At 72.5% G+C, this 22,824-nt stretch carries 15 protein-coding genes; 5 read left to right on the top strand and 10 right to left on the bottom strand.

The features are described 5' to 3' along the window. Positions 1-39: 39 nt before the first annotated feature. The 3 genes from GON04_RS01415 to GON04_RS01405 all read right to left on the bottom strand — a co-directional run bounded on the left by GON04_RS01415 (position 40) and on the right by GON04_RS01405 (position 2,023). Positions 40-207, bottom strand: a complete 168-nt coding sequence (locus GON04_RS01415; protein WP_157396232.1) for a hypothetical protein — start codon at positions 205-207, stop codon at positions 40-42. 43 nt (positions 208-250) lie between these two features. After that, the gene (locus GON04_RS01410) at positions 251-970 is read right to left on the bottom strand and encodes a pseudouridine synthase (protein WP_157396231.1); all 720 of its coding nucleotides are present in this window, start codon (positions 968-970) and stop codon (positions 251-253) included. Positions 971-1,315: 345 nt separating this feature from the next. Further along, entirely contained in the window at positions 1,316-2,023 is a 708-nt protein-coding gene (locus GON04_RS01405) for a Crp/Fnr family transcriptional regulator (protein ID WP_157396230.1), read from the bottom strand. 254 nt (positions 2,024-2,277) lie between these two features. Between GON04_RS01405 and GON04_RS01400 the strand changes: the two genes are divergently transcribed. From GON04_RS01400 to GON04_RS01390, 3 genes are read left to right on the top strand one after another with little or no spacing between them, the layout of a single operon-like run. Next, positions 2,278-6,399 (top strand): AAA family ATPase, encoded by a 4,122-nt coding sequence (locus GON04_RS01400; RefSeq protein WP_157396229.1) that lies wholly within the window; start codon positions 2,278-2,280, stop codon positions 6,397-6,399. 45 nt (positions 6,400-6,444) lie between these two features. Beyond that, complete coding sequence (locus GON04_RS01395) at positions 6,445-8,205, top strand: cytochrome P450 family protein (protein WP_157396228.1); 1,761 nt, start codon at positions 6,445-6,447, stop codon at positions 8,203-8,205. Next, positions 8,202-11,582, top strand: a complete 3,381-nt coding sequence (locus GON04_RS01390) for a patatin-like phospholipase family protein (protein ID WP_157396227.1) — start codon at positions 8,202-8,204, stop codon at positions 11,580-11,582. The genes GON04_RS01395 and GON04_RS01390 overlap by 4 nt, the downstream gene beginning before the upstream one ends. A gap of 41 nt (positions 11,583-11,623) precedes the next feature. Here GON04_RS01390 and GON04_RS01385 read toward each other — a convergent pair whose 3' ends face one another. The 4 genes from GON04_RS01385 to GON04_RS01370 form a co-directional block, all read right to left on the bottom strand. Beyond that, entirely contained in the window at positions 11,624-12,061 is a 438-nt protein-coding gene (locus GON04_RS01385; RefSeq protein WP_157396226.1) for a hypothetical protein, read from the bottom strand. A gap of 190 nt (positions 12,062-12,251) precedes the next feature. Then, positions 12,252-13,148: a LysR family transcriptional regulator gene (locus GON04_RS01380; protein WP_157396225.1), complete on the bottom strand. Its 897-nt coding sequence runs from the start codon at positions 13,146-13,148 to the stop codon at positions 12,252-12,254. A 52-nt stretch (positions 13,149-13,200) separates the two neighbouring features. Next, positions 13,201-14,160 (bottom strand): Tim44 domain-containing protein, encoded by a 960-nt coding sequence (locus GON04_RS01375; RefSeq protein WP_157396224.1) that lies wholly within the window; start codon positions 14,158-14,160, stop codon positions 13,201-13,203. A gap of 100 nt (positions 14,161-14,260) precedes the next feature. Further along, positions 14,261-14,953, bottom strand: a complete 693-nt coding sequence (locus GON04_RS01370; RefSeq protein ID WP_157396223.1) for a hypothetical protein — start codon at positions 14,951-14,953, stop codon at positions 14,261-14,263. Between the two features lie 128 nt (positions 14,954-15,081). Between GON04_RS01370 and GON04_RS01365 the strand changes: the two genes are divergently transcribed. Continuing rightward, positions 15,082-15,294: a hypothetical protein gene (locus GON04_RS01365; protein ID WP_157396222.1), complete on the top strand. Its 213-nt coding sequence runs from the start codon at positions 15,082-15,084 to the stop codon at positions 15,292-15,294. A 436-nt stretch (positions 15,295-15,730) separates the two neighbouring features. On the opposite strand, the gene GON04_RS01360 is transcribed toward GON04_RS01365, so the two are convergent. Genes GON04_RS01360 through GON04_RS01350 form a run of 3 tightly spaced genes read right to left on the bottom strand, consistent with a single transcriptional unit; the run spans position 15,731 to position 21,512 of the window. Continuing rightward, entirely contained in the window at positions 15,731-17,137 is a 1,407-nt protein-coding gene (locus GON04_RS01360; protein ID WP_181653826.1) for an efflux transporter outer membrane subunit, read from the bottom strand. After that, positions 17,134-18,324 (bottom strand): efflux RND transporter periplasmic adaptor subunit, encoded by a 1,191-nt coding sequence (locus GON04_RS01355; RefSeq protein ID WP_157396221.1) that lies wholly within the window; start codon positions 18,322-18,324, stop codon positions 17,134-17,136. Before GON04_RS01355 ends, GON04_RS01360 begins: the two co-directional genes overlap by 4 nt. An 8-nt stretch (positions 18,325-18,332) precedes the next feature. Continuing rightward, a complete protein-coding gene (locus tag GON04_RS01350; RefSeq protein ID WP_157396220.1) occupies positions 18,333-21,512 on the bottom strand; it encodes an efflux RND transporter permease subunit in 3,180 nt (1,059 codons plus the stop codon). A gap of 205 nt (positions 21,513-21,717) precedes the next feature. On the opposite strand from GON04_RS01350, the gene GON04_RS01345 reads away from it, so the two are divergent. Next, the gene (locus tag GON04_RS01345; RefSeq protein ID WP_157396219.1) at positions 21,718-22,773 is read left to right on the top strand and encodes a serine hydrolase domain-containing protein; all 1,056 of its coding nucleotides are present in this window, start codon (positions 21,718-21,720) and stop codon (positions 22,771-22,773) included. The last annotated feature ends 51 nt before the right edge of the window (positions 22,774-22,824 follow it).

Genomic DNA, 22,824 nt, shown 5'->3' with positions numbered 1-22,824 from the left:
TGGCTCGGCCTTGGAGCCGGCCTTTCGGCACCGGGGCACTCAGTGCGGCGTGCTCTTCTTCTCGCTGTGCTTGCTCGGGCCCGTGGGCGACGTGCTGGAGCGGCTCGGCTTCTTGGCGACGGCCTTGTCGGACACCGCGGGCTTGGCGGCGCCCTTCTTCTTCGCGTGGGTCTTCCCGCCCGGGGAGTCTTTGGTCGATTGGGGCATGGTGGTCCTTCCGACAGCCAGACCATCCGGCTGCACCTGCAATCTAGCCAAGGCCCGGCCCCGGTCTGTGATCCATCGCGGCGGACTCGCGTAGGACATTCCACTCCGGCCCGCATGGTGCCTCGATGCGCGGCCCCCGGGGGAAGTCGACGCAGGCCGCGTGCAGCCACAGCCGCTGCACCCCCAGCCAGGCGGCGACGGCGCGGTTGTGGGCGCCCTTGCCGTGCGTGCTGTCGCCCACCACCGGATGCGCCAGCTGCTTGAAGTGGCGCCGGATCTGGTGGCGGCGCCCGGTGAGCGGCGTCACCTCGACCAGTGCGTAGCGGCTGGTGGGGTGGCGGCCGTCGACGGCGAACGGCCATTCGAAGCAGGCCTGGCGCTCGTAGCGCGTGACGGCCGGCAGGCGCTCCTGGCCGGCCGAGGGCAGCTCCGGGTCGCGGGCCAGCGGGTAGTCGATCTCGCCGCCAGCGGGCGGCCAGCCGCGCACCAGGGCCACGTAGCGCTTGGCCACCGTGCCGGCCTCGAACGCCATCCGCCAGTGGCTGGCCGCCGTGCGCGAGCGCGCGAACAGCAGCACGCCGCTGGTGGCCTTGTCGAGCCGGTGCAGGGGGAACAGGCGCTCGCCCAGCTGGGCCTCCAGGGTGCGCAGCGCGGTGCGCTCCTCGTGCGCGTCGAGCGCGCTCGGATGGACGAGCAGGCCGGCCGGCTTGTCGATGGCGACCAGGTCGGCGTCGAGGTAGAGGAGGGTGAGGGAATCGGACATGCGGGGCCGCCGGCACTGGCGGGGGATGCGCCGCGCCGAGGCCGGCGGCGGTGGCGCGCGATCATAGGGCGTAGCCCCGTCGCCGTGGACGGGGGATGGATGCCGGATCGAGTCCGGCATGACGACGGTTGTGGTGGCACCGGGAAATTCAGGTTGTGGTGGCACCGCGGAATTCCTGGAGTGCGCCAGCCTTCACCGCACCCCCGTCATTGCGGGCTCGACCCGCAATCCATCTCCGATACCTGATCAGACCCGTCCCATCACCCACGGCCAGGACGCGGGAGCCGAATCAAATCCGGCATGACGACAGTTGGTGTGGAGCCTGATCAGGGGCCCTTCAGCGCCTCAGTGCGCCACCTCCCGGTTCGCGATGTGCTTCAGGCGCTCGAGGTCGCGCACCACCAGGGCGCCGTCCTGCCGGGCCACGACGCCCGCCTTGGCCAGGGCGGACAGCTCGCGCGTGACCTGCTCGCGGTAGCTGCTGACCAGGTGCGCCAGGTCGGCGTGCTTGGGCGCCGGCTCGATGCGGGCCTGGTTGCCGTCGACGCCGGCCGCTTGCGCCAGGCGCAGGAGCTCCAGGCACACGCGCTGTTGCACGCTCAGCGTGCTGAGGTCCAGCACGCGGTCGATCAGGCTGCGGGCCAGGTCGGTCAGTCGCAGCAGCACCCGCTCGGTCACGGTCCACTCCTGCTGCAGCAGTGCGCGGAAGGCCGCCGGTGGCAGGGAGGCGATGAGCCCGGAGCGCAGACCGATGACGTCGGCGGATCGCGGCCGCCCGTCCAGCGCGGACAGCTCGCCGAACGACATGCCGGCCTGCAGATCGCGGAAACTCGTTTCGCGCCCGCCCGGCGCATAGCTGGTGACGCGCACGGCCCCGGCCACGATCAGGTGCAGGTCGCGGTCGTCGTGCTCGCGCGCGATGAGCAGCTGGCCCGGCTCGAACCGGCGCCACAGGCACTGGCGCGAGATCTCGTCGAGGCGCTGTGGCGGCAGGCCCTGGAGCAGCTCGAGGGTGCGCAGCCCCAGGCTGGAAGGCGGCATCGGTGCGGACATGGCTTCCCCTGCGATCAGGCGTGCAGGGCGCGGAGGGTGGCCCGCGCAGCGCCTGGCGCGATTGTGCGCATGGAGCGCCTGCGCGAGGGGCGCGTGGCCTGCTGAGCTGGCGGTAACCCATCGGGGACGCAGGCCCAACGCCACGGCATTCAGTCATTGACAGCGCGCGGGACCCGTGCAGATCATGCGGACGTCCGAGGACGCCAACGACATGACTTCCCGCGCGATGGTCCCACCACGATCGACGGACGACCATGTCCCCGCCGACTGAAGGCCCGCCACTGCACCTGACCGTGCTGCCCCAACGCGGCGGGTTGGCGGCCGTGCTGACCGACCTCGGTCCGCTGGCCAGGCTGGAGACCATCGACACCGCCGAAGCCATCCTGCTCGACCTGCAGGTGCAGTCGGGGCGGTGGCTGGACACCGAAGCGCCTTCCACCGCGGATGCCAGCAGCGACCTGCGGGCGTTCGGCCGCCAGCTGCTGGACCGGCTCATCCCGCCCGGCATCGCCACCTTCCTGCGCGAGGCAGCGCCCGGCGCACTGACGCTGCAGCTCGACCGGTCGCTGGCCTGGGTGCCCTGGGAGCTGGCCTGGGACGGCCAGGACTTCCTCGGCGAGAAGTTCCGCCTGGCGCGCCGCATCGTGGCCGGCATGGAGGCCGCGCGGGCGGCGCCACCGGCCCCCACGCGCGGCACCCTGAAAGTGCTGCTGGTCGCCGGCGGCGGTGCGGCTGCTGCGACCGCGTCGCGCCTCAATGCCGGGCTGCGCAGCATGGCCGGCGTCGCGGTCAGCGTCGTCTCCTCGAACGACCTGCCGCGTGACGACCTGCTGCGGCTGATCGGCGCCAACGACATCGTCCATTTCGCCGGCCCGGTCGACGGCCGGCCGGCGCCGGACGACTCCGTGCTCTGGTGGTGGGAGGGCGAACCGCTGGACATCGGCTCGATCGGCCGGCTGGCGTCACCGCCGCCGTTGCTGCTGTCGCAGAACACGGTCCCCGGCACGGATTCGGCGCAGCCGCCGAACCGCGCGGTGGCGCTCGATGCCTGCCGGCACGGACTGAACCTCCTGTCCTGCGAGCCGGCCGGCGCCGGGCAGGCCGCTGATTTCCTGCTGCCCCTGTATGCCGCGCTGGCCCGCGGCGCGCCGCTCGCCGAAGCCCTGCGGTCGTCGCGCGGCGCGTTCCGGCGCACGGCAGGGCCCACCGCGCTGGCGGCCCTGCGGGCCGAGCTGTACGGCGACGGCGCCGTGGTCCTGTGCGACCGCCGTGCCTCGGTCGAGGACAACCTGCGCCAGGTGACCATCCTGTCGATCGACCTGGCCGGCTCGACGCGCCTGCTGGGCGAACTGGGCGCCGAGACCTATAGCGACCTGCTGTCGCGCTACCACCAGGCCTGCGTCGACATCGTGCGCCGGCACGGCGGCACGCCCGACGACTTCCAGGGTGACGATGGCGCCATGTGCTACTTCGGCACCCCGGTGGCGCGGGAGGACGCAGCGGCGCAGGCCCTGCAAGCCGCCCTGGAACTGGTCGATGCCATGCAGGCGCTCGGGCTGGGCGTGCGCATCGGCGTGTGCACGGGGCAGGTGGTGGTGCGCGACGGCCAGCCGGTGGGCTCGGCCATCCACCTGGCGGCCCGCCTGCAGGCGCTCGCGGCGCCGGCCACCGTCGTGGTGGGCGAGTCGACGCGGCGCATCGTCCGGGACCGCTTCCGCTTCGAGGCGCTGGACGACGCCATCGGGCTCAAGGGCTTCGACGGGCCGCAAGCCTGCCACCGGCTGCTCGGCGCGGCGCCGGCCGCAGCCACGCCGCTCCCGGCCGCGGCCGGTCAGCCGTCGATCACGCCCTTCGTCGGCCGCCGCGACGAGCTGCAGACCCTGCAGGCGCACTGGGCGGTGGTCAAGGCCGGCTCGCTGCGCATCGTGCGCATCCTGGGCGAAGCGGGCATCGGCAAGTCGCGGCTGCTGCGCGAGTTCAAGCAGGCCCTGGCCGACGACGGCCAGGTGTTCGAGTGCCGCTGTGCGCCCGAGCACGCCAACAGCGCCTTCCAGCCGCTGATCGGCTCGCTGCGCCACCAGCTGCGCCTGGGCGGCAACGAGCTGCCCGAGGCCGGCCTGGCGCGCCTGCGCACCGTGGTGTCGCGCGTCGACACGGCCGGGGAGGGCGCGCTGGCGCTTCTCGCCGACCTGCTGGCGCTGCCGCTGCCCACGCCGCATCCCATCCTGGAGCAGCCGGCGCAGCGCCGGCGCGAACTCACGCTGGACCTGCTGGTGGGGCTGGCCCGGCAGCGCGCGCAGCATGCGCCGGCCTGCCTCATCGTCGAGGACACGCACTGGCTCGATCCCTCCTCCGCCGAATTCCTCGACCGGCTGGCGGCGGTCACGCGCGCCCTGCCGCTGCTGATCGTCGTCACGGCCCGGCCGGACGCCGAGCTGCGCTGGCGCCCGCGGTTTCCGGCCTACGAGACCGAGTTGCAGGGCCTTGCGCCCGAGCTGGCGCGGGCCATGGTGCGGGGCGCGAGCGGCGGCCGCCGGCTGCCCGGCGAGGTGGTGCAGCTGATCGCCGAGCGCGCCGACGGGGTGCCGCTGTTCATCGAGGAGTCCACGCGCATGGCGCTCGAGACCGAGGCGAGCGGGGACGTTCCGCCGACCGGTGCCCGGGCCGTGCCCGCCACGGTGCTGGACCTGCTGACGGCCCGCCTCGACCGGTTGGGTGCGTCCAAGCAGGTGGCGCAGGTGGGCGGCACGATCGGGCGCGAGTTCCCGCTCGCGCTGCTCGAGGCCGTGCTGCAGCACCCCGGCTCTCCCATCGCCGTGGCGGCCCCGGCGGCGGCGCTGGCAGAGCTCGTGCGTGCCGGCATGCTGCTGGCCCGCCGCGACGGCGACGGTCCGCGCTACGCGTTCCGCCATGCGCTGATGCGCGATGCCGCCTACGGCTCGCTGCTCGAGCGCGACCGGCTGCGCCTGCACCAGGTCATCGCCGGCGTGATCCGCGAGCGTTTTGCCGACCTCGCCGAGCGCCAGCCCGAACTGCTGGCCGACCACTACACCGAAGCCGGCCTGGACGCCGAGGCGCTGCGGTTCTGGGAGGCGGCGGTGCGCCGGGCCGCGTCGCGCTCCGCCCATGCCGAGGCCATCGCCCATGCGGACCGCGCCCTCGCCGTGCTGGCACGCATGCCGGCCGGCGAGGACCGCGCACGGCTCGAACTGCGCCTGCAACTGCTGCTGGCTGCGCGCCTGATCGCCACCCGCGGCTACGGCTCCGAACGGGTCGAGCGCGCCTATGCCCGGGCGATGGAACTGGCGCGTCTGCTCGGCGACGAGAGCGCCGCCATGCGCGTGCTGCTGGGCCTGGAGGGCTTCCATTTCATGCGCGCCGACTTCGCCAAGGCACGCTCCTACGTGCTGGACGCCGCGGCCCGGGCCGGCAGCGGCAGCGGCGGCCCCATCCAGCGCGTGCAGTCCCGGTGGGCCCTGGCCAACATCCGGATGCACCAGGGCCAGATGCTGGAGGCGGTGCAGGAGATGGACGCCTGCCATGCCGACTACCTGCGCCTGGAGCACCGGCCCGAGGCGGTGCAGGACCCCGGCGTCATGTGCCTGTGCTACTCGGCCTGGTCCCTCTGGCAGCTGGGCCGTCCCGACGAGGCCAGGCGCCGCGTGCTGGCCGTGTCGGCGCATGCGCAGGAGATCGGGCACCGCTTCAGCATCGGCGTGGCGGACGGCTTCCGTGCCGCGGTGCTGCACTTCCGCGGCGAGAACCGCGCCGCGCTGGACGCGGCCGAGCGCGCCATCCGGGTCTGCGAGGAGAACGGTTTCGCGGTCTGGCTGGCCCACGCGCGCGTGATGCGCGGCCGCATTGCCGCCGACCTGGGCGACGTGGCGGCGGGTGTCGAGGAGATGCGGCAAGGCTTCGAGGCCTGGTCCGATTCGGGCGCCGTGGTGACCACGCCGTTCTACCTGACCATGCGCGCCGAGGGCCACGCGCTCGACCAGCGGCCGGAGGCCGGCCTCGCCCTGCTGGAGCAGGCGCTGGCGATCGTCGAGCGCACCGGCGAGCGCTACTACGAGGCCGAGATCCGCCGGCTCACCGGGCGGCTGACCTTGCAGAGCGCGCTGCGGGCCGGGCTGGACCGCGCCGGCGAAGCCGAGAGGTGGCTGCTGCAGGCGCAGGCCTGTGCCCAGGCGCGCCGGCTTGCCTCGCTGGCGCTGCGGGCGGCACTGGACCTGGCCGACCTGCGGGAAGGGCAGGGGAGGCCCGAGGAAGCACTGGCCATCCTGGCACCGGCCCGCCAGGCGGTCGAAGGGGGAATCGGCACGCGCGACGTCGACTGGGCGATGGCCCGCCTGGCGGCGCTGCGCGCGCCTGCGTAAGTCGTCTCACACAACGCGGCCGGCCGGGCCGCACGGGAGGGAGCGATGGAACACTCCAGGCTGGCCAGCATCCGGATGCAGGCCGACCCCCTGCGGCAGAACCGCAAGCTGTTCGAGACCCTGCGCAACGACCGCAAGCGCGCGCTGCTGTACCGCGAGCTGGCGGTCGAGGGCTTTCCGCCGCTGGTTTTCAAGAGCGTGCTGCGCACCGGGGGGACCGCGCATTGGCCGAGCGAGGACGTGTACCTGCTGACGGCACGCGAACACGTCGAGGCGGCGCTGGCAGCCGGCAGCGTCGCGCCCTACGCGGCCCTGGACAGCGGCGGGCGCTTCATGCTGGGCCAGGACGACCTGGACGGGCGGCCGGACTGCCCGCACGCCCGGCAGCGCCGGGCCGCCCTCGACGCCCTGGATCTCGATCCCGCCACCATCGAAGCCTGCGTCACGGCGGCCATCGACCGGGCCCTGGTGCTGCCGCGCAAGCACCACCAGTTCGACCTGGTGACCGACGTGGCCGAGCAGGCGGCCCTGCGGCTGGTCGCGGTGGTGTTCGGCCTGCCGGCGAAGTCGCATGTCCTGCTGGAGCGGGCGCTGCGGGCCACCTACACGCGGCTCACCTTCCAGATCATCGGGCGCCACTTCGTGCCGGACGACGGCCTGCCGCCCTCCGGGTCGGACGCCGCGCTGGACCTCAAGGCCCGGCTGGAAGAACACGTGGACCGGGCCATCGGCGTGGAGGATCCGCAGGAGTGGTGGGACGAGGGCGTGATCGACCACGAGGGCACCTGCAGCGCCCGGCTGGCCGGTGCGCTGGGGGAGGACGCGGGCGACACCCGCACCGTGGCGCTCGGGCTGATGGCCGGCACCGTCGGCAACGTCACGGCGGCCATCGCGAACACCGTCGACCACTTCTTCCATGCGACCGACGCATCGGACGCGAGGCTCATCGACCAAGCGACGCATGCGGCGCGGCACGGCGACGTCGGGACGCTGGAGCAGATGGTCGACGATGCCCTGCGACGCCGGCCGCCGGCCCCGTTCCTGGCCCGCACGGCGGTCAAGCCCCTGCAGTTGCGCCACCCGGGGCGCGGCCCCGACCTCCTGGTTCCGGCCGGTGCGCACCTGCTGTTGGCGATCGGCGCGCAGCCGCCGGCCAACCTGGACGCGCTGTTCGGCGGCGCCGTCGACGACCCGCGCCTGCCGCACAACTGCGTCGGCCGCCACCTGGCGCTGCCCCTGGTGCATGCCACGCTGCGCCAGGTGCTCGCCTTGCCGGGCCTGGCGCTGGACATCGACCCGGCCACGCACCTGCCGCGTCCGCTGGTCAAGCGCTGGGGCGCGATCTGCGAGAGCTTCCCACTGCGATTCCAGCGCGACCGCCTGCTCAACCAGCAACCCCTGTTCGTCGTCCTGCCCATCAAGGCGCCGGTGCGCGAGAACGCGCAGAAGCTCAAGGTCCTGACCCGCGCCGGCGCCCCCGTGGTGGAACGCGCACTGCAGGACGCGCAGAACGTGCACTTCGCCTGGTTCGGGCTGGTCGAGAACGAGACCCACCTGGCCATGTACACGGTGTACGACGGCGACTTCGATGCCTACGTCGAGCACTTCGCGCTCAAGGTGCCGCTGTTCGACGAGCAGTTCCGCTACCTCGAGGATGCGCCGCCCACGCCGATCCGGCTGCACCCCAAGGAGTTCGTCGACGTCATCCGCAAGTACAACCGCGAGCCGGTGGGCGGCTACTTCTACAGCGCCTACCCGCGGGTCGGCGTGGCCAGCATCCTGCGCGAAGGCCTGGACACCCCATGACGCACGACGCCGTCGACGCGCTCCTGGAGAAGGAGGTGCAGCGCCTGGCGCTGACGGGCTACAACGCGCCCCGCATGCGCACGCTGCTGCTGGCCGTGACCGATGCCGCCCGTGCGCGGAAGTTCCTCGCCAACCTGCTCGATGCGCAGCTGCTCGCGTTCGGCGCCCGGGGCACGGCCCGCGGCCTCGACTGCGGCATCAACATCGGCTTCACCCACCAGGGCCTGCGCGCGCTCGGCGCGCCGGCGTCGGTGCTGGTCGCGTTCAGGGACAAGTCGCCGGCGTTCGCCGAGGGCGCCGACGTGCGCGCGGCGCGCCACCTGGGCGATGCCGGCGAGAGCGCGGCCGAGCGCTGGGATGCGGTGTTCCACCACGACCGGGCACATGCCTGGATCGCCATCCACGGCAACGACGCCGCCACGCTCGACGAAGCGGTGCGCCGGCTGCGACAGCTGCGCGGCGCCGACGGGCTCGCGGGCTGGGAGCCGGCTGCGGCCCTGCCCGACGGCCAGCAGCTGCGCGACGACCAGGATCCCCGGGCCACCCGCGTGCACTTCGGCCTGCGCGACGGCATCACGCGGCCCAGCATCCTCGACCGCCAGCGCCTGCTGGGCCGCCCCGGGCCGGACGGGCAGGCGTTCCGGCCCCGGCCGGGCGAGCTGCTGCTCGGCTATCCAAACAACGACGGCGCCGACCTGTGGACCGCCGGGAAGACGCCGGACGACGTGGCGCATTTCCTGCGCCATGGCAGCTTCGGCGTCCTGCGCAAGCTCGAGCAGCACGAGTGCCGGCTGCAGCGCTACCTGGACGGGAAGGCCGCCGAGCTGCGGGCGGCCGGCCACGCATTCGTCACGCCGACTTGGCTGAAGGCCAAGATGGTCGGGCGCTGGCCCAATGGCGCGCCGGTGCTGCCCGGGGAGACCGAGGAGCCGCCCGCGCCGGACGCCGCGCGCCTCGCGCAGGTCGACTTCGAGCAGGACCGCGAGGGGCTGGGCTGCCCGTTCGGCGCCCACATGCGGCGCGCCAATCCGCGCACCGATCCGCTGATGCCCCAGCGCGACCGCACGCTGTTCCGGCGCGGCATCCCGTACGGTGCGGTGGGCGACGACGAGGTCGGCCTGTTCGGCCTGTTCTTCTGTGCCCGCATCGACGACCAGTTCGAGCACCTGGTGTCCGAGTGGCTGGAGAAGAACCCCATGGGCCCGCCCAACCGCGGCCGGGCCAAGGACCCGCTGGTGGGCCGCCACGACGAGCCGCAGGCGCAGTTCCTCATCCCGCTGCCCGGCGGCCGGCAGATCGCGCTGGACGGCTTCGAGGCTTTCGTGCGCACGCGCGGCACCCTGTATGCGCTGTTCCCCAGCCGACGGGCGCTGGAGACCCTCGCCGCCGGCGCGACCCTGCGGAATCCGACGCACGCCCACGCGGCCCGCCCGGCGCACCAGCCGTCGACCGTGCCGGATGCAGGGCCCGGGCCCGAGCCGATCGACGCACCGAACGACCGCTTCTGCGACCTCGTGATGGAGGGCGGCATCACCAGCGGCGTCATCTACGCATCGGCGGTGGTCGAACTGGCGCGCCACTACCGCTTCCGCAGCATCGGCGGCAGCTCCATCGGCGCTTTCGCCGCGGCGCTGGCGGCGGCGGCGGAATACCGGCGCCGGCACGGCTCGGGCGACGGCTTCGACCGGCTGGCGAAACTGCCGCAGGAGCTGGCCCGCGAGGAGGACGGCCGCACGCGGCTCGAGCGGGTGTTCGTGCCGCAGCATTCCACGCGCCGGCTGTTCGGCATCTTCCTCGCCACGCTGGAGCGCAGCGGGCCGGTGTCGCAGGTCGTGCATGGGCTGGCCGCGGCGCTGTGGCAGTACCGCCGTCTGGTCGCCGGCCTCACGATCGTGCTGGCCGCCATCGTGCTGGCCGGGCCCATCCAGACGGCGCTGCAGTGCTGGTCGGGCCCGGCCGCGGCGCCTTGCCTGTGGCCGCTGGTCTCCTGGACCGCCGCCGCGTTGCTGGCGCTGGGCACGGGCGCGTTCGCCGCGCTGGTCGCCGGGATCTGCTGGGACGTGCACCGCGGCCTGGTGCGCAACGGCTTTGGCCTCTGCCGCGGCTGGGACCCCGAGGCGCCGGTCGACTCGCCCGACCTGGCCGCCTTCCTGCACTACGCCATCCAGGCGGTGGCCGGGCGCGGCCTGCACGACAAGCCGCTGACCTTCCGCGATCTCTGGGATGCACCGGGCGCCGCCGACAAGGCGCTCGGCTTCGAGGTGCACGGCACCGGGGCGCGCTCGATCAACCTGGAGGTCTATGCCAGCAACCTGGCGCATGGGCGGCCGTACCGGTTTCCGCTCGACGAGACCGAGGACATGGGCCGGCTGTTCTTCCGCGTCGAGGAACTGGAGAACTACTTCCCACGCGGGCTGGTGCAGTACCTGGCGGCGCTGTCCAACCCCTACGCGGCGCGCAGCGAGGCCGACCCGCCGGCCGACACGGTGCGTCCCGGCTTCCTCGAACTGCCGGTGGCCGACCTGCCGATCGTGGTGGCGGCCCGCCTGGCGATGAGCTTCCCCCTGCTGATCTCGGCCGTGCCGCTGTACGCCGTGGAGCACGGCGCCCGGCGCATGGGCCGCTGCTGGATGTCCGACGGCGGGCTGTGCTCGAACTTCCCCATCCACCTGTTCGACAGCTTCCTGCCGATGTGGCCGACCTTCGGCATCTCGCTCGAGACGCGCGACGAGAACAACCGGGAGGCCGTGCGGCTGCCGGCCTTCCACACCAGCGGCCGTGCCGACACCTGGGACCATGGGCCCGAGACCCGGCCCTGGCAACTGGCCGGCTTCCTCGGCAGCCTGTGGCGCACGACCTGGCGCTGGAACGACAGCACCATGATGCGCATGCCCGGCGTGCGCGACCGCGTGGTGCGGCTGTACCTGACCGAGGGCGAGGGCGGCGTCAACATCCGCATGCCACCCGACCGGATCCGCCGGCTGGGCACGACCTACGGCACGCCGGCGGCGCGGGCGTTCATCGAGAAGTTCCAGTCCGTCGGCTGGCAGGAGCACCGCTGGGTGCGGCTCAACTGCCTGCTGGTTTCGGTGCGCGAGCGCATCCGCAACTTCGGCGTGGCGGCCCGGATGAACCGGCATGCGGTGCCGCTGCTCGACCAGATCGAAGCCGCGAAGACCAAGGCGCCGCTGAGCAAGCCAGGGCGCCGCAGCCGCAGCCTGCCTTCCGAGACCCCGCTGGAGCCCGGGCAGGCCGCGGAACTGCAAGCGTTGCTGGCGGCCCTGTGCGACCTGGAACAGACCTTCCTGCAGGCCGGCGACAGCGAACCCTACCGGGCCGTGCCGCGGTCCAGCCTGCGCATCCGCCACCCGACCTAGCGGTGGCGGCACCGGGCGCGTCGTGCGCCCGGCGCGCCGGCTCAGTCGGCGGTGCTGGCGGCCATCTGGGCGGGGGCGCTGCGTGCCGGCAGGCGCGCGTGCATCGTCGTCATCATTCCGCTCTGGCCGCCTTCGAAGACGTCCGGGTGGGCCTGGCGCGAGAAGGCGAAGGCTTCGCGGCGCACGTCGTCGCGGCTGCGCGTGCTGGTCGCGCGGACGTGCAGGTGCTCTTCGGCATCGGTCTGTTGGCCGCTGCGCGAGTTCATCTGGCGCCAGGTGGCGCGGGCCTCGGCGGCAACGTCGGCGCGGCTGCGCGGGGCGCCGCCGCCGTTGACGGACATGTCGACGAGGGTGATGCCGGTGGCGCCGCCACCCTCGATGGGGATGGTGGTGCCGGCATGGGCGGGCCTGCCGAGGGCAACCGCGAGGGCGGCGGCAGCGGCGAGGACGGCGGCGACTGTGAAGCGGATCGAGTTCATGGCGGTGCCTTTCGGAAGGGTTGATGACGGCGTCGGGGCGGCGGGCGTTGCTGTCTCGACGAACGCAATCTAGGCACCGGGGGAGGCACTCGAGGTGCGCGAACGCACCGGAAATCGAAGCCCGCGGCATGCGCGGGCGGGCCGGACCGTCAGTCGTCGTGCGCGCGGCGGCAGACGGCTTTCGGCGGCCTCAGCGTGCGACCTGTTTCTGCGGTGCGGGCAGCAGGCGCTGCACCAGCGGGTGCTGGATGCGCCGCTCGGCCGAGATCAGGAAGAACTGCTCGACCAGTTCGGGCGTGTCGCCCAGCCGCTGCAGGCCGCGGTCCGTGGACAGCTCGTCGCGCGACCAGCTCGACGCCGGGAAGGCGCCCAGGCCGCTGCGGCCGAACGCCGCCAGCAGCGCGCTGTCTTCGAACTCGCCGGCCACGCGCGGGCGCAGGTTCTGGCGCTCGAACCACTGGTCCAGGCGCGTGCGCACCGCCGACTGCCCGGTGGGCAACAGCAGCGGCATGTCGGCCAATGAGGCCGGGAACGGCTGCCGGGCCGCCCGGGCCATGGCCACCGGCGCCCACCAGTCCAGCACCGCCTCGCCCAGGGCATGGCTGTACAGCCGCAGGTTGGGATTGGGGGGCGCCGCCCGGTCCGACAGCACGGCGTCGAGCCGGTGCAGGGCGAGGTCGCCCAGCAGGCGGTCGAATTCGTCCTCGTGGCAGAGCAGGCGCACGTGCTCGTCGAGCGCGGGCTGCAGCAGGTGGCGCACCACCAGCTTGGGCAGCGCATCGGAGATGCCCACCGCCAGCCGCAGGCCCTGGCCGGTGGCGGCCTCGCGCACCGCATCGGGCAGCTGCTCGCCCAGCTGGAAGATCTGTTCCGCGTGGGCCAGGGCGACGGTGCCGGCCTCGGTGAGCGCCATGCCCCGCCCGGCGGGCTTGAACAGCGCGTGGCCCAGGGACTGCTCGAGCGACTTCACCTGCGCGCTGACGGTCTGCACCGCCATGTCGAGGCGGGCGGCGGCGCGTGCCATGCCGCCTTCCTTGGCGACGACCCAGAAATAGTAGAGGTGGCGGTAGTTGAGCGGGGCGGCCATGCAAGCGAGTGTGCCCTCCGGGAGGAGGGCACACGGTGGGGGACGAGGCGCGTCAGGCCGCGTTCTGCTGGATCCCCGCGATCACCCAGCCGCCCAGGCCGGCGCGCGGCTTGGTCAGGTGCCAGGTCTCGTCCAGGTCCTCGGTGGGCGAACCGGGCTCGTCGCGCACGCTGCCGGTGAAGCGCACGCTGGCGACGTAGCGGCTCTCCTCCTCGGCCACCGCCAGCACGCGGGCGTCGAGGCCGTACACCTCGGTGCGCTGCGGCGCCTGGCCGCGCTCGGCGATGTCGGCCTGGACGAGGGCGAACATCTCGGGCGTGAGGAACTCGCGCAGGCTGGCGAGGTCACCTGCATCGTTCGCGGCCTGCAGCGCCATGAACTGGCCCTTGGCATTGGCCGCGAAGCCGACCGCATCGAAACCGGCCGGGATGCTGGCCGGCTGGCCCGCCGCGACCGCGTTGCCGATGCCGCCACCGAGGCGCGAGCCGATCAGCGAGCCGCCTTGCGGGGTCTCGTCCTGCGTGTTGCGCTCCAGGATGGATGCGGGCTGCTGGCGCTGGAACGGGCCGGCCCCGCCGCCGGCACCGGCCAGTGCGGCACCCTGGGCCGCGCGCTTGCGCATCACGAAGCCGATGACCAGCAGCACGCCCATGACGAGCAGGCCGATCATCATCATGTTGGCCAGCGCCTCGCCGAACCCGAAGTGCGAGGCGAGGGCGGCCAGGCCCAAGCCTGCGGCCAGGCCGGCGATCGGGCCCATCCAGCTGCGGCGCGGGGCCGCGGCCGCGGGTGCCGTCGCAGCGGCGCCGGCAGCCGGTGCGGCCTGGGACGGCGCGCCTTGTGCGTTGTTCGCCGGCGGGGTCTGGGCCGGCGCCGACTGGGGCGGGGTCGCCTGGCGCTGCATGCCGGTGGACTTTCCACCGCCCAGCCGGCGGGCGGCTTCCGCGTCGATGGACAGCGTCGACAGGCCCACTGTCAGGGCGACGGCGAAGAGGGCCAGTGCTTTTTTCATGGAAGAGTCTCCAGGGAGATGATCGAACGGTACAAGGTAGCGGCTGGAAGCCGAAGAAAAAAGCAGAAGAATCCTGCGTCGAGCTCAGAGAAAACCGAAGTCACTGGGCCGGCGACGGCGGCACCGGTTCACCCTCGAAGCGTACTCTGATCGGGCGCTGCGCAGCGGGCTCCATTTGTTCGGCCATCCAGCGGCTGGCGAACTCGGCCACGGTGGCGGCGGCGCCTGGCTCGGCCAGGCGCTTCATCTCGGCGCGCCGGGCCCGCACCGCCAGTTCGGGACCGAGCTGGCGCACCACCGCCTCGCGGTTCGGCCCCGCGGCCGGGCTGAACCAGCCGCCGCGTTCGGTCTGCACCTGCATGCCGGCGGTCTCGAACGCGACCGGCAGCTTGGGCTCGAGCGGCGGCACCACCAGCTCGTAGTGGTCACCGTCGAGCCGCAGGGTCCACTGCTCGGCCAGGGGGATGCGGTAGGTGACATGCGCGGTGACCCTGACACGCGAGGTGGTCTTGCCCAGCAGCTCACCGCAATCGACCAGGGGGCAGGTATGGCTGACCTGCCAGCCGAACTCCTCGACCTTCTGCAGCGTGGCAACCTCCAGCATGCCGCCCGGCGTGCGCACGATGCGCACCCTGGCCGGGTCGAGCACCGTGACGGCCTCCTCGTGCGGTCGTGCCGACCACCAGGCCAGCGCGAGCACGACCACGACGGCCAGCGCGATCAGGACGAGCCAGCCCGGCCGCGAACCCGACGGCTCGGGGCGCACCGGCGATCCAGGCGGGACGGACGACATGCGCCCCACGATAGGACAGTTCGGCACCCGCGTGTGCGGCTGAGCCAGCTGCCCGACCATTGCACGCGCTGGGCTGTGGTCCCTATGATGGCCGCGGGCAATCCGCCCGACCCACCCCGGAGATCGCCATGACCCTCGACGAATACAACGCCGCCGTGAAGAAGATCGTCACCGAGCAGCAGGCCATCGCGCAGTCCACGGCGCAACTGGCGATGACCGGCCAGGCCAATCCCACCAACCCCCAGTTCACCGAGATCCTGACCAAGCAGTGGACGCTGATGCAGACCATGGCGAAGCTGAACACGGACCTGATGATGGGGATCATGTCGATGAAGAAGTAGCGCCCCGTCGTTGCGGGGACTCCCGTCCTCGCGGGCTTGAACCGCGCGTTTTCACTGCGGGCTTGTCCCACTCTGTCATTGCGGGCTTGACCCGCAATCCATCCAAGTTCGTGGTTCGTGACCGATCCGCGTTCGGGAGATGGATGCCGGGTCGAGCCCGGCATGACGACGTTCAGGGTCGAGCCTGCGCGGCGATTTTCCGAGCCCGTCACCCCCCACTCCGTCATTGCGGGCTTGACCCGCGATCGATCTCCAGCGTTGCTCCCGTCATTGCGGGCTTGACCCGCAATCCATCTCCGGTTCGTCGTTCATGCCCGATCCGCGTTCAGGAGATGGATGCCGGGTCGAGCCCGGCATGACGACTCTCGGGCGAGCCTGGCATGACGGGGTCGCCAGCGGCACGACGTCCCAGTGGACGGCGAAGGCCGCCGCCCCCTCACCACTCCCCGCCGACCGCCTTCACCAGCGCCACCGTCACCAGCAGCCGCTGCCCGAGCAGCTGCGCGGCCAGGCGCTGGCTGTTCAGGAGCGATTGCTGCGCGGTGATGACCTCCAGGTAGGTGGCCGCGCCGCCCTGGTATCGGTCGGTGGCCAGTTGCAGCACGCGCTGCGCGCTCTGCTCGGCCAGGCGAGCCTGGGCCAGCGCGCGATCGAGGGAGGCGCTGCCGTCGAGGGCGTCCTGCACTTCCTGCATGGCGGTGAGGACGGTGCGGCGGTAGTTGGCCACGGTGGCCTGGTAGCCGGCCTGGGCGAAAGCCACGGTGGCATCGGCGCGGCCGCCGTCGAACAGCACCTGCGAGGCCGAGACGCCGAACGACCACAGCAGGCTGGGCGTGTTGAACAGGGCCTCGAAGTGGCGGCTGTCGTAGCCCAGGGTGGGCAGCAGGGCGATGTTCGGGTAGTAGGCGGCGCGGGCGATGCCGATCTGCGCGTTGGCGGCGGCCACGGCGCGCTCAGCCGATGCGACGTCGGGCCGCCGCTGGAGGATTTCCGAGGGCAGGCCGACCGGGATGGCCGGCGCCGTCCTCGGCCCCAGTTCCGGGGCGATGGCGAACAGCGGGGCCGGCTGCCCGGTGAGGGTGGCGATGGCGTTCTGGAACTGGCCGCGCTGGCGGCGCAGCAGGTCGACCTGGACCAGGGTGGCATCGAGCAGCGACTGCTGCTGCGCGACGTCCAGGCCGCTGGTGGCACCCAGGTCGTAGCGGGCCTTGGCCAGGTCGAACGAGCGCCGCTGCAGCGCGATGGACTGGGCCAGCACGTCCAGCTCGATGTCCAGCTCGCGCAGGTTGAAGTACGCCGCAGCCAGGTCGGCGCCGAGCGCCAGGCGCACGTTCTGCAGGTCGGCCGCCGACTGCTCGGAGCTGGCGCGGGCCGCGGCCTGCGTGCTGCGCAGCCGGCCGAACAGGTCGAACTCCCAGGCCGCCGTGAAGTTGAGGGTGAAGTCGTCCTGGACGGTGGAGAAGTTGGGCGCGTTGTAGTTGGTCAGCGGCCGGTTGGCGGAGATGCGCTGGCGCGCGACGCGCCCGCTCGCCACCACCTGCGGCATCAGGCCGGCGTTGGCCACGTCGACCGTGGAGCGCGACTGGTCGAGGCGGGCGGTGGCGGCGGCCAGCGTGGGGCTGGCGGCCAGGGCCTGCTCCTGCAGTGCATCGAGCCGGGGGTCGCCGAACAGCTTCCACCAGGCCCCGCGCACCGCGGCGTCGTCGGGCCTGGCGACCCGGAACGGCTCCTCGATCTTCCACGCCGGGGGCACGTCGACCACCGGCTGCTGGTAGGGCGGCGCGCCCGCGCAGCCGGCCAGCGCGGCCAGCACGGCGGCCGCGACGAGACGCCGGCCGCTCACGGTGCCTTGGGCGCCGACGCCACGGACGCCCTGGCGTCCGCGACGACCTGCACCTTGTCGCCGGCCGCCAGCGAGTCGGACGGGTTGAGCACCAGCGTCTCGTTGCCGGACAGCCCGTCGAGCACCTCCACCGCGTCGCCGAAGTTGCGGCCCAGGCGCACCGGCACCAGCTGCACCGTGCCGACGGCATCGACGCGCGCCACCAGCACGCCCTGGCCGCGCATGAGCAGCGCATTGGCCGGGATGGTGGGCGTGCCGCTGGCGGCGGCCGCGAGCTGCACCTGCACGAACGCGCCAGGCAGCAGTGCGCCGTCCTTGTTCGGAATGGCCACCTCGACCTGCATGGTGCGGGAGGCGGTGTCGATGGAGCCGGCAGTGCGGGCCACCTGGCCGGTGAAGTTGCGGCCACGCAGCTCGGCCTGCACCACGGTGGCCTTCTGTCCCGGCTTGACCAGGTGCGCATAGGCCTGCGGCACGTTCACGTACACGCGCAGCGGGTCGGTCTGCGACAGCAGGAACAGGGGCCGGTTGCTGTCGATCAGGTCGCCGATGTCGACGTTGCGCTTGGTGATGACGCCGGCGAAGGGCGCCACCACGCGCTTGAAGCCGCCCAGCTGCTTGAGGCGCTCGACGTTGGCGTCGGCACCGGCCAGGTTGGCCTTGGACTGGGTGAAGGCGCTGCGCCGTTCTTCCAGTTCCTGCTGCGACACCGCATCGCGCTGGCGCAGCGCCTCCCAGCGTTCGACCGTGGTGCGCGCCAGCTCCAGGCTGGCCGCGGCCTGGTTGCGGGCGGCGACGGCCTGCGACAGCTGCTGGTCGAGCTCGGGCGTCTCGATCTCGGCCAGCAGGTCGCCCTGCTCGACGCGGCTGCCGATGTCCTTGGTCCAGCGACGCAGGTAGCCGCCGGCGCGCGCCGACACCGGCGCCTGCACGAAGCCCTGCAGCGTGCCGGGGAGCGACAGGTTCTGGCCGGTGCCGGCGGCGCGGACGGTGGTGGTGCGCACGTATTGCACCGAGCTGTCGGCTGCGATCTTGTCGAGCGCCTTGGCGTTGCTGTTGCGGCTGACCAGGGTGCGGGCGGCCCCGAGGGCCAGCAGCACCAGCAGGGTGGCGGTGACGATGCGGGTCCAGCGCTGGACCTGGCGGGGCGGCGGGCCGCCGGCGGGCAGGGTCGTGTCTTCGGTCATGGGAGCGGTCAGCCTTCCTGGGGCAGGGCGGTGGGCGGCGGGACACGGCGCGCCGCCCGGCGTGCGAGGCGTTCGTGCACGCCGGCATACAGCACGGGCACGAACAGGAGCGTGGAGACGGTGGCGAACAGCAGGCCGCCGATGACGGCGCGGCCCAGCGGCGCATTCTGCTCGCCGCCTTCGCCCAGGCCGAGGGCCATCGGGATCATGCCGATGATCATCGCCAGGGCGGTCATGAGCACCGGCCGGATGCGGGTGGCGCCGGCCGCCTGCGCCGACGCCAGCGGGCCCATGCCGGCCTCGCGCTGCTGGCGCGCGAACGAGACCACCAGGATGCTGTTGGCCGTGGCCACGCCCATGGTCATGATGGCGCCGGTGAGGGCCGGCACGCTCAGCGTGGTGCCGGTGATGAACAGCATCCAGGCGATCCCGGCCAGCGCCGCGGGCAGGGCGGCGATGATGATGGCGGCGTCGATCCACGACTGGAAGTTCACCACCACCAGCAGGTAGACCAGCACGATGGCCCCGGCCAGGCCCACGCCCAGGCCGACGAACGAGTTCTGCATCGTCTGCACCTGGCCGCGCAGCTCCACCTGGTTGCCGCGCTTGAGCTTGGGTCGGACCTCGTCGACCAGCTGGCGCACCTGCGTGGCCACGCTGCCCAGGTCGGTGCCCTGCACGCTGACGAAGACGTCGACGGCCGGCGCGATGTTGTAGCGCGAGACGATGGGCAGCTGGCGGGCCGGCTGCGCCGACACCAGGTTGCCCAGCAGCTGCGGCGTGCCGGTGCCGCCGGGCGCGCCCACCGGGATGTTCAGCAGCGAATCGATCGAGTCGACCGTGTACTGCGGGCTCTGCACCACGATGTTGTAGACCACGCCGTTGCGCGGATCGAGCCAGAACGCCGGCGCGGTCTGCGAGCTGCCCGACAGCGCGATCAGCACGTTCTGGCCCACGTTGGTGGCCGACAGGCCCAGCTGCTGCAGGCGGGTGCGGTCCATCTGCAGACTGAGCATGGGGCCGTCCAGCCGCTGGTGCACGTGGGCGTCGACGGCGCCGGGGATCTTGCGGATGGCCTTGGTCAGTTCCGCCGCCAGCTGCGCGTTGCCGGCCAGGTCGCTGCCGGTGAACTGCACGTCGATGGCGGCCGGCAGGCCGAAGTTCAGGATCTGGGTGACGATGTCGGCCGGCTGGAAGAAGAACTCCACGCCGGGGAAGCGCCGCGGCAGCTCGCGGCGCAGCTCCGACACCCAGTGCTCGGTGGGGCGATGCCCCTTCTTCAGTGACAGCAGGATCTCGCCGTCGAGGGTGCCGATGGTCCCGGCGTTGCTGTACGACAGGTTGATGCCGCTGTTGGGGATGCCCAGGTTGTCGAGGATGGTCTCCAGCTCGCTCTCGGGCATCAGCTGGCGGATGGCGTTCTCCACCTGGTCGGCAATGCGGGCCGTCTCCTCGATGCGCGTGCCGGTGGGCGTGCGCATGTGCAGCCGGATCTGGCCGGCGTCGACGCTGGGGAAGAAGTCGCGGCCGAGGAAGGGCACCAGCCCGCACGACACCACGCAGAACAGCAGGAAGACGCTGCCGAAGCGGCCCTTGCGCGCCAGCAGCCCGGCCAGCAGCACCGCGTAGGCGCCACGCAGCCGCTCGAACTGGCGGTCGAAGCCCAGGTAGATGCGGCGCAGCGGGCCCGGCGCGCCTTGGTCCTGGCCGTGCTGCTTCATCAGCAGCATCACCAGCGTGGGCACCAGCGTGCGCGACAGGAAGTAGGACGCCAGCATGGCGAACACCACCGCCTCGGCCAGCGGCACGAACAGGAAGCGCGCCACGCCGGTGAGGAAGAACATCGGCACGAACACGATGCAGATGCACAGCGTGGACACGAAGGCCGGCACGCCGATCTCGCCGGCGCCGACCTCGATCGATTCGAGCAGCGGCTTGCCCTCGTGCAGGTGGCGCTCGATGTTCTCGATGGTCACGATGGCCTGGTCGACCAGGATGCCGACCGACAGCGCCAGCCCGCCCAGCGTCATGATGTTCAGCGTCTCGCCGAGCGCGAACAGCGCCAGGATGGAAGCCAGGATCGACAGCGGGATGGTGACGGCGATGATCAGCGTGCTGCGCCAGTTGCCCAGGAACAGCAAGACCATGGCGGCGGTGAGGAGGGCGGCGATCAGCGCCTCGGCCACCACGCCCTCGATGGCGGCGGTGACGAAGATCGACTGGTCGAACAGCGGCGTGACCTTGACGTCCGCCGGCAGCTGCTGGCCCGCGATGGGCAGCATGGCCTTGAGGTTCTTGACGATGTCCAGCGTGGAGGCGCCGCCGTTCTTCAGCACCGACAGCAGCACGCCGCGCTGGCCGTCCTGGCGCACGATGTTGGTCTGTGGCTGGAAGCCGTCGCGCACGGTGGCCACGTCGCGCAGGTAGGTGGTGGCGCCGGCGGCGGTTCGCACCGGCAGTTCGCTCAGCCCGGCGATGGCGTCGGGCGAGCCGTTCATGCCCACCGTGAACTCGGTGTCGCCCAGCTTGGCCGTGCCCGAGGGCAGGATCAGGTTCTGGGTGTTGACGGCGTTCACCACGTCGGCCGGCGCCAGGTTGCGCGCCTGCAGCGCCTGGATGTCGAGGTCGACCGAGATCACCTTGACCTTGCCGCCGTAGGGGAACGGGATGGCCACCCCGGGGATGGTGACCAGCCGCGGCCGCAGGATGTTGACGGCGGCGTCGAACACCGACTGCTCGGGCAGCGTGCCGCTGGACAGGGCCAGCTGCACCACCGGGATGCTGGAGGCCGAATACTTGATGACGAGCGGCGGCGTGATGCCCGGCGGCAGCTGCCGCACCTGGGTCTGCACCGCGGCCACGGTCTGGGCGATGGCGCTCTGGATGTTGGCGTTGGGCTGGAAGAAGACCTTGATCACCGAGATGCTGGGCAGCGAGGTCGACTCGATGTGGTCGATGTCGCTGACGGTGGTGGTCAGGCCGCGCTCGCTGGAGGCGGCGATGCGCTGCCCCATCTCCTGGGCCGGCAGGCCGTTGTAGTTCCAGATGATGCTGACCACCGGGATGTTGATCTCCGGGAAGATGTCGGTGGCCATGCTGCGCAGCGCCAGCGGCGTGGCCAGCACGATCAGCAACGCCATCACGAGGAAGGTGTAGGGGCGCCGGAGTGCGGTCGAGACGAGCGACATCGTTCGGTTACAGCTGGAAACCTGCGATCTTACGAGCGCGACAGCGGAGCGCGAAGGGGGTGCGGACCTTGTAGCGCTGCTTTACCTGGGATTCACACGGCCCTGACCCGGGCGCACCAGGGCGGCGCATTGCTGATCGGGCGATCAGCGGGGCCCGTGGTTCCCCGATGGGCCTGGCCCGGCCGGATCCGTATGCTCGGGGCCCATGACCGCCTTCACCGATGCCATCGCCTACGCCAGCGCGCACGAGGTTCCCTGGCCGCGCGACCCCGCCGCCGACCCGGCGAGCTGGGGCGTGCACCACGCCGATCCGGCGCCCTTCAACCGGCTGCGCGGGCCGGTGCACCCGCGCGGCGGCGTCTCCGGGGTGGTGCGGGTCGGCGGCCATGAGGTCGCGGCCTGGGGCGAGCCCGACCGGGCCGACCTGACCTTCAGCGTGGCCAAGACCTACCTGGCACTGCTGGCCGGGGTGGCCCTGGCGCGGGGGCTGCTCGATCCGGCCGAGCGGGTCGGCCACCGCCTGCCCGGCATCGGCTTCGACGGCGACCACAACGGCGCCATCACCTGGACCCACCTGCTGGAGCAGACCAGCGAGTGGAGCGGCACCTGCTTCGGCATGCCCGACCAGGTCGAGCACAACCGGCGCGTGACCCACGATCCCAAGCCGCCGCAGGGCCGCAAGGGCGAGGCGCGGGTGCTGCAGGCGCCGGGCAGCTACTGGGAATACAACGACGTGCGCATCAACCAGCTGTCGCTGGCGCTGCTGCACCTGTTCCGCCGGCCGTTGCAGGAGGTGTTCCTGGACACCGTGCTGCGGCCCCTGGGCGGTGGCGAAGGCTTTGCCTGGCAGGGCTACGACGATGCCTGGGTCACGCTCGACGGCCAGCGGCTGCCGTCGGTGCCGGGCGGCTCGCACTGGGGCGGCGGCGTCTCGGTCGGCGCGCGCGACCAGGCCCGGGTGGGCCAGCTGCTGCTCGATGGCGGGCGCCATGCAGGGGTGCAACTGCTGCCCGGGGGCTGGGTCGAGCGCATGCGCCAGCCGTGCGCGATCGCGCCGTTCTACGGCTGGCTCAGCTGGCTCAACCGCGATGGCGCGATGTTCCCGCAGGCCTCGCCCGAGAGCTGGTTCATGGTGGGTGCCGGCGGCCACTACGTCTGGATCGACCCGGCGCACGAGGCCGTGGTGGTGGTGCGCTGGCTCGACCCGGCGCATTCAACGGGCTTCGTGGAGCGGGTGGCGCAGGCGTTGGCGCGCGGGTAGCGGGCCCGTCGCTTCGCGGCCCTTCGCATCGCGTGCCCCGGTAGTCACCCC

The organism is Ramlibacter pinisoli (assembly GCF_009758015.1).
In the GTDB taxonomy this organism is placed as follows: domain Bacteria; phylum Pseudomonadota; class Gammaproteobacteria; order Burkholderiales; family Burkholderiaceae_C; genus Ramlibacter; species Ramlibacter pinisoli.
Note: the sequence above shows the minus strand (reverse complement) of the source record. Positions and strands in the feature narration are given on the sequence as shown.